The organism is Candidatus Streptomyces philanthi, from assembly GCF_059553635.1.
The window spans coordinates 1-13,529 of sequence record NZ_JCANQV010000164.1 but is presented as its reverse complement, the minus strand read 5'-3'; the positions used below and the strand labels follow the sequence as shown (position 1 = coordinate 13,529).

The 13,529-nt window shown below is 72.9% G+C and carries 10 protein-coding genes; 8 read left to right on the top strand and 2 right to left on the bottom strand.

Annotated elements, in window-relative coordinates; translation table 11 throughout:
- Window positions 1-437: 437 nt before the first annotated feature.
- The 5 genes from AC51EU_RS19180 (at window position 438) to AC51EU_RS19160 (ending at window position 5,792) form a co-directional block, all read left to right on the top strand.
- On the top strand, window positions 438-1,796 hold the full coding sequence (locus AC51EU_RS19180; RefSeq protein ID WP_496268220.1) for a phosphomannomutase/phosphoglucomutase: 1,359 nt from the start codon (window positions 438-440) through the stop codon (window positions 1,794-1,796).
- Window positions 1,797-1,980: 184 nt separating this feature from the next.
- On the top strand, window positions 1,981-2,172 hold the full coding sequence (locus tag AC51EU_RS19175; protein WP_496268219.1) for a Trm112 family protein: 192 nt from the start codon (window positions 1,981-1,983) through the stop codon (window positions 2,170-2,172).
- A 76-nt stretch (window positions 2,173-2,248) separates the two neighbouring features.
- Window positions 2,249-3,385: an SIS domain-containing protein gene (locus tag AC51EU_RS19170; protein WP_496268218.1), complete on the top strand. Its 1,137-nt coding sequence runs from the start codon at window positions 2,249-2,251 to the stop codon at window positions 3,383-3,385.
- Between the two features lie 134 nt (window positions 3,386-3,519).
- Entirely contained in the window at window positions 3,520-4,728 is a 1,209-nt protein-coding gene (manA, locus tag AC51EU_RS19165; protein ID WP_496268217.1) for a mannose-6-phosphate isomerase, class I, read from the top strand.
- A gap of 128 nt (window positions 4,729-4,856) precedes the next feature.
- Complete coding sequence (locus AC51EU_RS19160) at window positions 4,857-5,792, top strand: cation diffusion facilitator family transporter (RefSeq protein WP_496268216.1); 936 nt, start codon at window positions 4,857-4,859, stop codon at window positions 5,790-5,792.
- Window positions 5,793-5,856: 64 nt separating this feature from the next.
- Here AC51EU_RS19160 and AC51EU_RS19155 read toward each other — a convergent pair whose 3' ends face one another.
- Window positions 5,857-8,181 (bottom strand): fructose-specific PTS transporter subunit EIIC, encoded by a 2,325-nt coding sequence (locus AC51EU_RS19155; protein WP_496268221.1) that lies wholly within the window; start codon window positions 8,179-8,181, stop codon window positions 5,857-5,859.
- A gap of 469 nt (window positions 8,182-8,650) precedes the next feature.
- Here AC51EU_RS19155 and ahcY point away from each other — a divergent pair, with 469 nt between their 5' ends.
- Both ahcY and AC51EU_RS19145 read left to right on the top strand, forming a co-directional pair.
- Window positions 8,651-10,108 (top strand): adenosylhomocysteinase, encoded by a 1,458-nt coding sequence (gene ahcY / locus AC51EU_RS19150; protein WP_496268215.1) that lies wholly within the window; start codon window positions 8,651-8,653, stop codon window positions 10,106-10,108.
- Window positions 10,109-10,246: 138 nt separating this feature from the next.
- On the top strand, window positions 10,247-10,861 hold the full coding sequence (locus AC51EU_RS19145; protein WP_496268214.1) for a hypothetical protein: 615 nt from the start codon (window positions 10,247-10,249) through the stop codon (window positions 10,859-10,861).
- 115 nt (window positions 10,862-10,976) lie between these two features.
- Here AC51EU_RS19145 and AC51EU_RS19140 read toward each other — a convergent pair whose 3' ends face one another.
- Window positions 10,977-12,125, bottom strand: coding sequence for an RDD family protein (locus AC51EU_RS19140; protein WP_496268213.1), 1,149 nt, complete (start codon window positions 12,123-12,125; stop codon window positions 10,977-10,979).
- Between the two features lie 133 nt (window positions 12,126-12,258).
- Here AC51EU_RS19140 and AC51EU_RS19135 point away from each other — a divergent pair, with 133 nt between their 5' ends.
- Entirely contained in the window at window positions 12,259-13,266 is a 1,008-nt protein-coding gene (locus AC51EU_RS19135; RefSeq protein WP_496268212.1) for a stage II sporulation protein M, read from the top strand.
- The last annotated feature ends 263 nt before the right edge of the window (window positions 13,267-13,529 follow it).

Genomic DNA, 13,529 nt, shown 5'->3' with positions numbered 1-13,529 from the left:
CCGGCCGCCGGGGCCATCTGCGCGTCCTGCGCTCCCCCGACTCCTGAGCGGGCGAGGGTTCTTGACGGGGCGTGACTCCCGGCCCTTCCCGCGCGACGGGGAGTTGACGTCTCCGTAGGGCGCACGCGTCAGGGAACGGCCCGTCACCGCCCGCGAGTTGCACCGCCCGTGCCGCGGTTTCCGGACAGGCCGCCCCCGGTGGACACGTCACTCCCCGGAGCCGACCGTCCCACCGTTCTCCCCAGCGCCCCCGCGAACGCCCAGCTCGGCGGCCCCAGGAGTCGGGCCCGTCCTTCTTGAAGCGCGGCCCCGGCCCGCGCGCCGGCGCGTTCCGCCTGCGCGGGCGCCGTGTGGCGCGTACCGCGCGGCCGCCGGGCACCCGGTGCGCCCCTTGCCGGTAGGTTTGGGACACCGTAAAGACTCCAGGAGGGCTGGCTGTGGCTGATCTGTCGCAGATCGTGAAGGCGTACGACGTGCGCGGTGTGGTCCCGGACCAGTGGGACGAGGCGCTCGCCGAGCTGTTCGGCGCGGCCTTCACCGAGGTCACCGGCGCGGACGCGATCGTCACCGGGCACGACATGCGACCCTCGTCGCCGGGCCTGGCGGCCGCCTTCGCCCGCGGCGCGGCCTCCCGTGGCGCCGACGTCACCGAGATCGGGCTCTGCTCGACCGACGAGCTGTACTTCGCCAGCGGCGCACTGGGGCTCCCCGGCGCGATGTTCACCGCCTCGCACAACCCCGCCCAGTACAACGGCATCAAGATGTGCCGCGCGGGCGCCGCCCCCGTCGGCCAGGACACCGGCCTCGCCGACATCCGCGCCCTGGTCGAGCGCTGGTCCGAGGAGGGCGCCCCGCGGCCCGCCGCCACGACCGGCACCGTCACCCGGCGCGATGTGCTCGGCGAGTACGCCGACCACCTGCGCACCCTCGTCGACCTGTCGGACATCCGCCCGCTGAAGGTCGTGGTGGACGCCGGCAACGGCATGGGCGGCCACACCGTGCCGACCGTCTTCGCCGGACTGCCGATCGAACTCGACGCGCTCTACTTCGAGTTGGACGGCTCCTTCCCGAACCACGAGGCCAACCCCCTCGACCCGAAGAACATCACCGACCTCCAGGCCCGCGTCCGCGAGACCGGCGCCGACCTGGGCCTGGCCTTCGACGGCGACGCCGACCGCTGCTTCGTCGTCGACGAGAACGGCGACCCCGTCTCCCCGTCCGCGATCACCGCCCTGGTCGCCGCCCGCGAGCTGGCCAAGCACCCCGGCGGCACGGTCATCCACAACCTGATCACCTCCTGGTCCGTCCCGGAGGTCGTCAAGGAGAACGGCGGCACCGCCGTCCGCACCCGCGTCGGCCACTCCTTCATCAAGGAGGAGATGGCCACGACCGGCGCCATCTTCGGCGGCGAGCACTCCGCCCACTACTACTTCCGCGACTTCTGGAACGCCGACACCGGCATGCTCGCCGCCCTGCACGTCCTCGCGGCGCTCGGCGGCCAGGACGGCCCGCTGTCCGCGCTGGTCGCGCAGTACGACCGCTACCCCTCCTCCGGCGAGATCAACAGCACCGTCGGCGACCAGGCCGGCCGCCTCGCCGCCATCAAGGCCGCGTACGAGGGCCGCGACGGCGTCCGCATCGACGAACTGGACGGGCTGACCGCCACCACCGACGACTGGTGGTTCAACCTGCGCGCCTCCAACACCGAGCCGCTGCTCCGGCTGAACGTCGAGGCCCGCGACACCGCGACCGTCGCCCGGGTGCGCGACGAGGTCCTGGCGATCGTCCGGGCCTGACCCCGGACCGGGCCCGGCGGCGGTGTCCCCACAGGGCGCCGCCGCCCGCACGGCCCGGCGGACGGGTGACGGCGGGCCCGCCACGTCACCCCTCCCACCCGCGCGAACCCCCTCCGATCAGGCCCTGCGGCCCCCTCCGGCGGTAGGCTGGCGGAGCCGTATCCACCCCGAAGGAGCAGACCCCATGCCGGTCGAAGCCAGCTTGATCGAGATCCTCGCCTGCCCGGCGTGCCACGCCCCGCTGGACGAGAAGCCGGCGCCGGAGTCCTCCGCCGACTCCGAGCTCGTCTGCACCGCCGCGGACTGCGGCCTCGCCTACCCCGTCCGGGACGGCATCCCCGTACTCCTCGTGGACGAGGCCCGCCGCCCCGCCTGACCGGGCACCGCCGGGCCCGGCCCGGCACCGCCCGGCGTTCCCCCGCCCGTGCCGGCGATCGGAGGCCGCGCCCACCATGCTCGACGAGTCCCTCCTCGACACCCCGGAGGCGCTGGCCGGCGCCGACCGCTACGGCCTGCTGCGGGGCGTCGCCGAATCCGGCGCCCGGGTACGCACCGCGGCCCGCGGCGCCGCCGAGTCCGGCATCCCCGACCTCGCCCCCGAGGGACGGCCCCGCGCCGTCCTCGTCGCCGGTCCCGGACCCGCCGCCTCCTGTGTCGCCGACCTGTTCGGCGCTCTCGGCGGCGGAAACTGCCCGGTCACCCTGATCCCGCCCACCGGCGTCGCCCCGCTGCCCGGGGCCCTGCGCTGGACACTCCCCGGCTGGTGCGGCCCGCTCGACCTGCTGCTGCTCGCCGGACCCGACGGCTCCGACCCCGGCCTCGCCGAACTCATCGAGCAGGCGTACCGCCGCGGCTGCTCCGTCGTCGGCGTCACCCCCGCCGGCTCCCCCCTCGCCGACGCCGTCGTCCAGGCCCGCGGCCTCGCCGTCCCCCTGGCGACCACACCGTACGACACCGAGTTCGACGTCGAGGGCGCCCCGCCCGCCGCACCCGGCACCCTCTGGTCGCTGCTCATCCCGCTCCTCGCGCTCGGCGACCGGATCGGCCTGCTCAGCGCGCCCGCGGAAACCCTCGGCCGGCTCGCCGACCGCCTCGACCAGGTCGCCGAACGCTGCGGCCCGGCCGTCGCCACGTACACCAACCCGGCCAAGACCCTGGCCGCCGAGGTGGCCGACGCGCTGCCGCTGCTGTGGAGCGAGGGCCCCCTCGCCGGCGCCGTCGCCCGGCACTTCGCCACGGAACTCGCCGGGCTCTCGGGCCGGCCCGCGCTCGCCGCCGAGCTGCCCGAGGCGCTGTCGGCACACCGCGCCCTGCTCGCCGGGCAGCTCGCCGCTGGCGCCGACCCGCAGGACTTCTTCCGCGACCGCGTCGAACAGCCCCCCGCCCTGCACGCCCGGGTCATCCTGCTCCGCGACCGGCCGCCGGGCGCGCTCTCCGCCGCCCGCGCCGCCCACGAGCTCGCCGAGGAGCACGGCACCGCCGTCAGCGCCCTGGAACCGGAGGACGGCAGCGACCTGGAGCGCGCCGCCGAACTCCTCGCCCTCGCGGACTTCGCCGCCGTGTACCTCGCACTCGCCGACACCGACTGACCGGCGACACCGACCGACCGGCACCGACGACGGGCCCCGGGCCGACCGGCGACGACGACCGGCCGGCCCGGGGCGCAGCCGTACGTCTCCCGCCGGCCCGCACCATCCGCACCACACCAGGAAGCAGCAGCCCCATGGACCGCCTCGCCAACACCGTGCGCCCCTACGCCTGGGGCTCCACCACCGCCATCCCGGAACTGCTCGGCGCCGAGCCGACCGGCGAACCCCAGGCCGAGATGTGGATGGGCGCCCACCCCGGCGCCCCCTCCCGCGTCGACCGTGGCCAGGGCCCGGTACCGCTCACCGACGTCATCGACGCCGACCCCGAGGCCGCCCTCGGCACCGCCTCCATACGCGCCTTCGGCCCCAGGCTGCCCTTCCTCCTCAAGCTCCTCGCCGCGGGCTCCCCCCTCTCCCTCCAGGTCCACCCCGACCTGACCCAGGCCCGCGAGGGCTTCGCCGACGAGGAACGGCGCGGCGTCCCCCTCGACGCCCCGCACCGCAACTACAAGGACGCGAACCACAAGCCCGAGCTGGTCTGCGCCCTCACCCCCTTCGAGGGCCTGTGCGGCTTCCGCCACCCGGCCGAGACCGCCGACCTGCTGGAGGGCCTCGACGTCGACGCCCTCAAGCCGTACGCGGACATCCTGCGCGCCGGACCGGAGGACGCCGCCCTGCGCGAGGTCCTCACCGCCGTCCTCGGCGCCGACCCCGCCGCCATGGCCGAGACCGTCGAACAGGCCGCCGTCGCGGCCGGGAAGCGCGCCGCCGAGGGCGGCCCGCACGCCGCCGCGTACGCCGCGTACGCCGGTATCGCCCACCACTACCCGGGCGACCGGGGCGTCCTCGCCGCCATGCTCCTCAACCACGTACGGCTCCAGCCCGGCGAGGCACTGTTCCTCGGCGCGGGCATCCCGCACGCCTACCTCGACGGCCTGGGCGTCGAACTGATGGCCAACTCCGACAACGTGCTGCGCTGCGGGCTGACCCCCAAGCACGTCGACGTCCCCGAACTGCTGCGCGTCGTCCGCTTCGAGTCCCGAGACGCGGGCGTGCTGCGCCCCGAGGACACCGGCGGTGAGGAGGTCTACGAGACGCCCATCGACGAGTTCCGGCTCTCCCGCTTCGTCCTCGCCCCGGGCGCCGCCCCCCACCCCGTCGGCGCCGGAACCCCGCAGGTGCTGCTGTGCACCGCCGGCACGGTCACCGTACGGGCCGACGGCCCCGCGGCATCCGTCCCCGAGCTGACGCTCGCCCCGGGGGAGTCGGCCTTCGTCCCCGCCGACGAGCGCGTCACGCTCTCGGGCGACGGCGCCCTCTTCCGCGCCACGGTCGTGGCCTGACGTCTCCCGCACGGCCCCGGGAGAGCCCGCCCTGTGGCGGCCTCCCGGGGCCGTACTGCGACAATGACCGCCCCACAGCGTGGTGACAGCACGGGTAGAACCGGCGGACGAGAGGAACAGCGGCACCCATGAGTGCTTCAGGCGGTACCAAGGCGATCGTCGCGGCGCTGAGCGCCAACCTGGCGATCGCCGCGGCGAAATTCGTGGCGTTCGCCTTCAGCGGCTCCTCCTCGATGCTGGCGGAGGGCGTGCACTCGATCGCCGACTCCGGCAACCAGGGCCTGCTCCTGCTCGGCGGCAAGAAGGCCAAGCGCGCCGCCACCGAGGAGCACCCCTTCGGCTACGGTCGCGAGCGCTACATCTACGGCTTCCTCGTCTCCATCGTCCTGTTCACCGTCGGCGGCGTCTTCGCGCTCTACGAGGGCTACGAGAAGATCCACGAGCCGCACCCCCTGGAGAACTGGTACTGGCCGGTGGGCGTCCTGGTCTTCGCGGTCATCGCCGAGGGCTTCTCCTTCCGGACGGCCGTCAAGGAGTCCAACGAACTGCGCGGCAAGCAGAGCTGGGTCCAGTTCGTCCGCCGGGCCAAGGCCCCCGAGCTGCCCGTCGTCCTCCTGGAGGACTTCGGTGCGCTGATCGGCCTGGTCCTGGCCCTGTGCGGCGTCGGCCTCACCCTCGCCACCGGCGACGGTGTCTGGGACGGCGTCGCCACCATGGGCATCGGCTCCCTGCTCGTCCTGATCGCGCTGGTCCTCGCCGCCGAGACCAAGTCACTGCTGCTGGGCGAGGCGGCGGGCGCCGACCAGGTCGCCCAGATCCGCGCCGCCATCGTCGACGGTGACACCGTCACCCGCGTCATCCACATGCGCACCCTCCACCTCGGCCCGGAGGAACTGCTCGTCGCCGCCAAGATCGCGGTGCAGCACGACGACACCGCCCGCGAGGTCGCCACCGCCATCGACGCGGCCGAGGCCCGCATCCGCGAGGCCGTACCGATCGCCCGGGTCATCTACCTGGAACCCGACATCTACCGCACCACCGCCGCGGACGGCGACGACCGCTGACCGAACGGCCGCGGGCCCCGCACCCTGGGTGGGTACGGGGCCCGCGGCCGTTCACGGGTGCCGGTCAGCCGATCTCGCCGAGCACCCGCAGGACCGCCGCCTCATCGGGCGCCTCCTGCAACCGGGCGCGGAAGTCCGCGTCCATCAGCTTCCGCGAGAGCAACGCCAGAATCCGCAGATGCTCGTCCCCGGCGGCCGCCTCCGGCACCGCGATCAGGAAGACCAGCCGGGCGCGCGTACCGTCCCACGACGCCCAGTCGACACCCTCCGCCGACCGCGCGAAGCCCACGACCGGCTCCGCCACCGCGTCCGTCTTCGCATGCGGGATCGCGATCTCCTCACCGAGCCCGGTGGTGCCCTGCGCCTCCCGCGCCAACGCCACCCGCACCAGCTCGTCCACATCCGTCACCCGTCCCGACGCGGCCACCAACTCGGCCATCTCCCGGATCGCGGCCTCCTTGTCCCCGGAAACCAGCTGTGTTTTGACGGTCCGGTGGGTGAGGTAGCCGGAGAGGACGGTGGTGGGGGTGGTGGGAGTGGCTTGGGGGGTGGTGCTCCTGGGGGTGGTGTTGCTTTCGGGGGTGGTGGGGGTTGGGCTCTTGGCGTCGGCTTCCGGGGCCGGGGCCGGGGCTGTCGGTGTCGGTGTCGGTGCCGCCGCGGACGGGGCCTCTGGTGCTGCGGGGGCCTGCGCTGCCGGTTCCGCCGCCTTCGCGGGACGGGCTTCCGCCGGCGTGCTCTCTGCCGTCCGGGCTTCGGCATCCGGTGCCTCTGCCGTCGGGGCTTCCCATTCCGGCGCCTCTGCCGTACGAGCCCCCGCCGACGCTCCGGCCGCACGGGCCTCTGTCGACGCGCCCGCCCCGTTATCGACGACCGTCGCCGCCCCGGCCGTGGTCGCGCTGCTCCCGGCCACGCCGGCCCCGTTCCCGGCCGTCACTGCCGCCGCGACCGGCACCACCCCGGCACCCGCGGCCGCCACCTGCGCACCTCCGGCCGCACGGGCCTTCCGGCGCTCGCCGAGGTCCACCAGTGCCACCGTTGTGAGCGCCGTGACCACCGACCCGGCGACCACCGCGACGAAGAACATCGGTACGCCGCCCACCGCGCCGAGCACCGCCACGATCGGACCACCGTGCGGCACCGCGTCCCGCACCCCCGCCATGCCGGCGAGGGCACCGGCCACCGCGCCACCCAGCATGTTCGCCGGGATGACCTGCGCGGGCCGCGCCGCCGCGAACGGGATCGCCCCCTCGGAGATCCCGAAGAGTCCCATGAACAGGGACGCCATCCCGGTCTCCCGCTCCCGGTCGGTGTAGAGGTGCTTGCGGACCAGCGTCGCCAGCCCCTGCCCCAGCGGCATCACCGGGATCGCGGCCGCGCACATGCCCATCACCGTCTGGTTGCCGGACGCGATGAGACCCGCCCCGAACAGGAACGCCGTCTTGTTGACCGGCCCGCCCATGTCGAACGCGATCATCAGCCCGAGGAGCGCGCCCAGCACGATCGCGCTCGACCCCGTCATCCCGCCGAGCCAGCTCGTCAGATGCTCGAACAGCCACGAGATCGGCCGGCCGATGACGTAGATGAAGAACAGCCCGAGCACCGTCGTCGCCACGATGGGGATCACGATGATCGGCATGATCGGCTGTACGGCCTTGGGGACCTTGGCCTTCTTGATCCCGACGACCAGGTACCCGGCCAGGAAACCCGTCACGATCGCGCCGATGAAGCCCGCGCCCGCCTTGGAGTCGTACAGCGCTCCGGTGTTGGCTATCCAACCGCCGATCATGCCGGGCACCAGCGCCGGCCGGTCCCCGATCGCGTAGGCGATGTAGCCGGAGAGGATCGGCACCATCAGGGTGAAGCCGATGACGCCGATGTCGTTGACGTGCTTCCAGAACGACCCGTCGGGGATCACCAGCCCGCCCTCGGGGTTGGCATGGCCGCCCAGCGCCAGCGAGACCGCGATCAGCAGCCCACCGACCACGACGAACGGGATCATGTAGCTGACGCCGTTCATCAGCGCCTTGTACGCCAGGCTGCGTTCCTTGCCACCACCCGGCTCACCGGACTCCGCCGCCGCGGGCGCGCCCTGTCCGGTGTGCACCGGAGCGTTCCGCACCCGCTCGATCAGCTGCTCGGGATGGTGGATGCCCTCGGCGACACCGACCGACAGCACCCGCTTGCCGAGGAACCGGTCGAGGTCGACGTCCTTGTCGGCGGCGACGATGACGCCGTCGGCCTGGCTGACATCGTTGTCGGACAGAACGTTCTCGGCCCCGATCGAGCCCTGTGTCTCCACCTTGATCGTGTGCCCGAGCGCGTCCGCGGCCTGAGCCAGCTTCTCCGCGGCCATGTAGGTGTGGGCGATGCCTGTGGGACAGGCGGTCACGGCGAGCAGTTTCAGCCCCTGCCCGGTCTTTTCCGCGCCCCCCGAGGGAACGGTTTGACTCGTGGTCACGTGGCTCTCCTTACGAACGGGCGGGAGATCGTGCAGAGGTTCCCGCGCTGCTCGCATCCTGCAACACGGCCCGACCCCGGCAAAGCGGCGGACCGCGTCCGGGCACGACCCGTCGCTCCCGGCCCCCGCACGGACCGCCCCTCCCGCCCCTCAGCGCACAGAACCAGCCGAGCCGGGCTGGGGCCACCGCGGCCCTCGGTGTAGATTCGGGGCAGTGCCAGACGTCGCTGCTGATGGCGGTCGGGCGGCCCGCACGACGGACCGGCCGAGGGAGAGAGGGCCTCCGACGGACTGCGCTGCGGCCAGGGGAGAGGTGTGTCCGCTCCCGCGTACGCTCCTTCCTGCCCGCGCCGCAGACTGCCAGCCCGCCCACCACCTCGCCGTTCGAGGAGCCGCACCTATGACGACTGCAGCCACCGGTCAGGACTTCAAGGTCGCCGACCTGTCCCTCGCCGCCTTCGGCCGCAAGGAGATCACCCTCGCCGAGCACGAGATGCCCGGCCTGATGGCGATCCGCAAGGAGTACGCCGCCGCCCAGCCGCTGGCCGGCGCCCGGGTCACCGGATCGCTGCACATGACCGTGCAGACCGCCGTCCTGATCGAGACCCTGGTCGCCCTGGGCGCCAAGGTCCGCTGGGCGTCGTGCAACATCTTCTCCACCCAGGACCACGCCGCCGCGGCCATCGCCGTCGGCCCCGACGGCACCCCGGACGACCCCAAGGGCGTCCCGGTCTTCGCCTGGAAGGGCGAGAGCCTCGAAGAGTACTGGTGGTGCACGGAGCAGGCGCTGACCTGGCCCGACTCGCCCACCGGCGGCCCCAACATGATCCTGGACGACGGCGGTGACGCCACTCTCCTGGTCCACAAGGGCGTCGAGTACGAGAAGGCCGGCAAAGCCCCGTCCGTCGACACCGCCGAGAACGAGGAGCACCGCGCCATCCTCGAACTCCTCAACCGCACGCTGGCCGAGAACCCGCAGAAGTGGACCCGCCTTTCCTCCGAGATCCGCGGCGTGACCGAGGAGACCACCACCGGCGTCCACCGCCTGTACGAGATGCAGCGCGACGGCACCCTCCTCTTCCCGGCGATCAACGTCAACGACGCCGTCACCAAGTCGAAGTTCGACAACAAGTACGGCTGCCGCCACTCCCTCGTCGACGGCATCAACCGCGCCACCGATGTCCTCATCGGCGGCAAGACCGCCGTGGTCTGCGGCTACGGCGATGTCGGCAAGGGCTGCGCGGAGTCGCTCCGTGGCCAGGGCGCCCGCGTCATCATCACCGAGATCGACCCGATCTGCGCCCTCCAGGCCGCGATGGACGGCTACCAGGTCACCACCCTGGACGAGGTCGTCGAGACCGCCGACATCTTCATCACCACCACCGGCAACAAGGACATCATCCTTGCCTCCGACATGGCGCGGATGAAGCACCAGGCGATCGTCGGCAACATCGGCCACTTCGACAACGAGATCGACATGGCCGGCCTCGCCAAGATCGAGGGCATCGTCAAGGACGAGGTCAAGCCCCAGGTCCACACCTGGACGCACCCGGACGGCAAGGTCCTGATCGTCCTCTCCGAGGGCCGCCTCCTCAACCTCGGCAACGCCACCGGTCACCCGTCGTTCGTCATGTCCAACTCCTTCGCGGACCAGACCCTGGCCCAGATCGAGCTGTTCACCAAGCCGGAGCAGTACCCGACCGACGTCTACGTCCTGCCCAAGCACCTGGACGAGAAGGTCGCCCGCCTCCACCTGGACTCGCTCGGCGTCAAGCTCACGACGCTGCGCCCGGAGCAGGCCGCCTACATCGGCGTCGAGGTCGAGGGCCCGTACAAGCCCGACCACTACCGCTACTGAGACGCTGACGACCAGCCTCAGCACCCGGTGAAGCCAGGCCCTCGCCCTCCGCGGCGAGGGCCTGGCCCGTAACGGCCCCGCCCGCACCCGAGCCACCACCGCGGACCCGCGCCGACCGGACCCGCCCCAAGGAACCCCATGCCCCGCGGCCACTACTCCCTGCACGACCCGCACGACCACACCCCCCTCGGTGAAGAGCACTTCCACTGCGCCACCGGCCCCTCCGGCTGGCGCTACGTCTCCCAGGTGATCACCCCCGCCGGGGATCACGCCGGCTCCGTCGACCTGACCCTCGACGCCCTCGGCCGCCCCCTCCGTCTCGAACTCCACGCCGCCCAGTGGCAGGTCCGCGGCGCCGCCCTCGACGGCGTCACCTGGGTACGTACCGACCCCACCGGCACCCACGCCACCGAAGGAAACGTCCGCGCCCACTCCTTCACCGGCGCGTCCCCCGCCTTCCTCGTCGCCACCGCCCGTCTGCTGCGCCCCGCGGCCGGCGCCGGAGCCGTCCGCGCCCGCCTCGTGGCCTTCACACCCCCCGTCCTCGCGCCCCGCACGCTCGACCAGTCCTGGGCCTTGGTGAGAAGCACAGCACACGCCACTGACAACGCCCCCCTCATCGCCGACGAATACCAGGTCAACGACCTGGAGACCGGCGAGCAGCACACCGTCCACATCGCCGGCGACGTCGTCCTCGCGGCCCCCGGCATCGAGCTCGAATCCCTCGACTCCCCGCCGTCGGCCTTCCCCTGACGCCCTCTGCGCGGGAGGGCGACCGCCGCGCGCGAGGGCGACCGCCGCGTGGGAGGGCGACTGCCGCCGCGCGACGGCCGTGCCTGACCCGGCCGCTCCGCCTTCGCCCGCGGACCTACGCAGGCGGAGCGAACCCCGTACGCCCCGTTCCACCAGCGGCGCTGCCCCCGACCCCGCCGACGTCCCGCGCGCCGGAACCCGGGCCATCGCCGGAACCAGCGCCGACGCCGGAACCCGTCCCACCACTGACGCCCGCGCCAAGGCTTCCGCCCCCGCCCGGCACACCCGAGGCCCCAGCGCCACCACCCGGCGCACTCCACCCCCGCGTCCCCGCCCCGCTCCCGCCCCCGGGAACCACATCCGGCGCAGATCCACCACCCGCAACGCCCTGCCCCAGCCCCTGGTCGTCCCCCGGAACGTACGGAGCCGATGCCCCGGCCCTGGGGCCGGCCCCGTACCGCCCAACCTCAACAGGCGCCACACCGGGCACTCCACCAGGCACCCCCGCAGGCGCCCCGAACACCCGCTGCGCCTCCCTCGCCTGCCGCTCGGCCGCCACTGCGGCCAGATACGCCACCGGATGCGTGCCCCGCGGCACCGGCACCCCGGTGAAGCCCCGCAGATCGCCCGCCAGCCGCTCCGCCATCCCTCCGGCGATCCGCGGATCCAGCTGCCCCGTACGCGACAGGTACTGCCGCAGCGCCAGCCACCAGCCGTCCGGCACCCGGGACAGGTCCAGCGCCCCCAGCTCCGCGGCCAGCCACGGAGGCGGCGGCGTAAACGCCGCCCCCCGTTGCCGTGCCACCGGGATCCGCTCGCGTACGACCAGCGTCCCGGCGAAAACATCCCCCAACCGCCGTCCCCGCTCCGATACCAGCGACGCGAGACATGCCACGACCCCCATGGTCAGCACGATCTCGATCGCCCCCATGGCGCCCCGGACCAACGCGTGCCGGAACCGGACGGGCCCGCCGTCCTCCCGCAGCACCCGCAACCCGCACATCAGCTTCCCCAGCGACCGCCCGTGGCTCAGCGTCTCCACGACGATCGGGATACCGATCTGCACCAGGACGAACAACGACACGCTCACGGCGGCCCGCGCCGCGTCGTCCAGCGAGGAGGTCCCGCTCAGCACGAGCAGTGACACCGCGATGTAGACGCCCCAGTAGACCGCCAGGTCGACGAACACCGCGAGCGCCCGGCTCGCCACCCTCGCGGGTCGCAGGCCCAGCACCACGGCCTCGCCCGTCACAAGTTCACTCACGCCTGGCCACTTCTCCCTCGAGTCCCACCGGTGCTCCGCCGCTGCCTCAAGCACCGCCCGCCCCCTGACGGCCACGCCCAGTCTGCCAAGCTGACCGGGTCCCCATCCCTGGCGCTACGAGGAGCGACACCGTATGGACCTCGATGTCTTCGTCACGGCCCATCGCGCCGAATGGGACCGGCTCGAAGCCCTGCTCCGCCGCAAGCGCCGCCTCACCGGGGCCGAGGCCGACGAACTCGTCACCCTCTACCAGCGCACCACCACACACCTCTCCCTCCTCCGCTCCAGCGCCCCCGATCCCACGCTGATCGCGCGTCTCACCACACTCGTGGCCCGCGCCCGCGCCACGGTCACCGGCGCCCGCAAGGCGTCCTGGCGCGACGCCGCCCGCTTCTTCACCACGACGTTCCCCGCCGCGGTCCACCGCCTGCGCCACTGGTGGATACCGACCGCGATCCTCTCCACCGTGGTCGCCGCGCTCCTCGGCTGGTGGATCGCCGCACATCCGGAGGTACGGGCGACGATCGGCGCCCCCGAGGACCTCCGCGCCATGACGCGCCCCGGTGGCGAGTACGAGACGTACTACTCCAGCCACCCCGCCGCGTCCTTCGCCGCCCAGGTGTGGACGAACAACGCCCAGGCCGTCGCCCTCTGCCTGGTCCTGGGCGCCTTCGCCGGCATCCCGGTCCTCTGGGTCCTCTTCCAGAACATGCTCAACCTGGGAATCGGCATCGGCCTGATGTCCTCGGCCGGCCGTCTCGACACGTTCCTCGGACTGATCCTCCCGCACGGCCTCCTCGAACTGACCGCGGTCTTCATCGCGGCCGGCATCGGACTCCGCCTGGGCTGGACCTTGGTCGACCCCGGCCCGCGCACCCGCCGCACAGCCCTGGCGGAAGAGGGACGCTCCGCCCTCGGCGTCGCCATCGGACTTGCTGCGGTGCTCCTCGTGTCCGGCGTCCTCGAAGGCTTCGTCACCCCGTCCGGCCTGCCCACCTGGGCCCGTGTCGGCATCGGCATTGCCACCGAGCTGGCGTTCCTTCTGTACGTCCACGTTCTGGGCAGCCGCGCCGTACGCGCCGGTGAGACGGGTGATGTCGCCGCCGACGACCGCGAGGCCCGCCTCCCGACGGCGGCCTGAGGTGCGGATCAAGCCGCTGACCTGCTAATCTCGCCGGGGCCCAAGCACCCCGTTGACACGGGGGAGCGCGGGAGGTAGATTCTAACGGTTGCCACGAACTGGACTGGTTCGTCCGCAACAGGTAGTCTCACATCTGCTTCGCTCCGGAATCTCGTTCCCGCGAAGCCCACCCCGATCATTTGTCCGGAAGATCCGGTCGAATCATTCGATCGAAATGCTTCTGATAAAGTTCGGGTCAGCCGAAAGGCAAAACCCCTCCGACA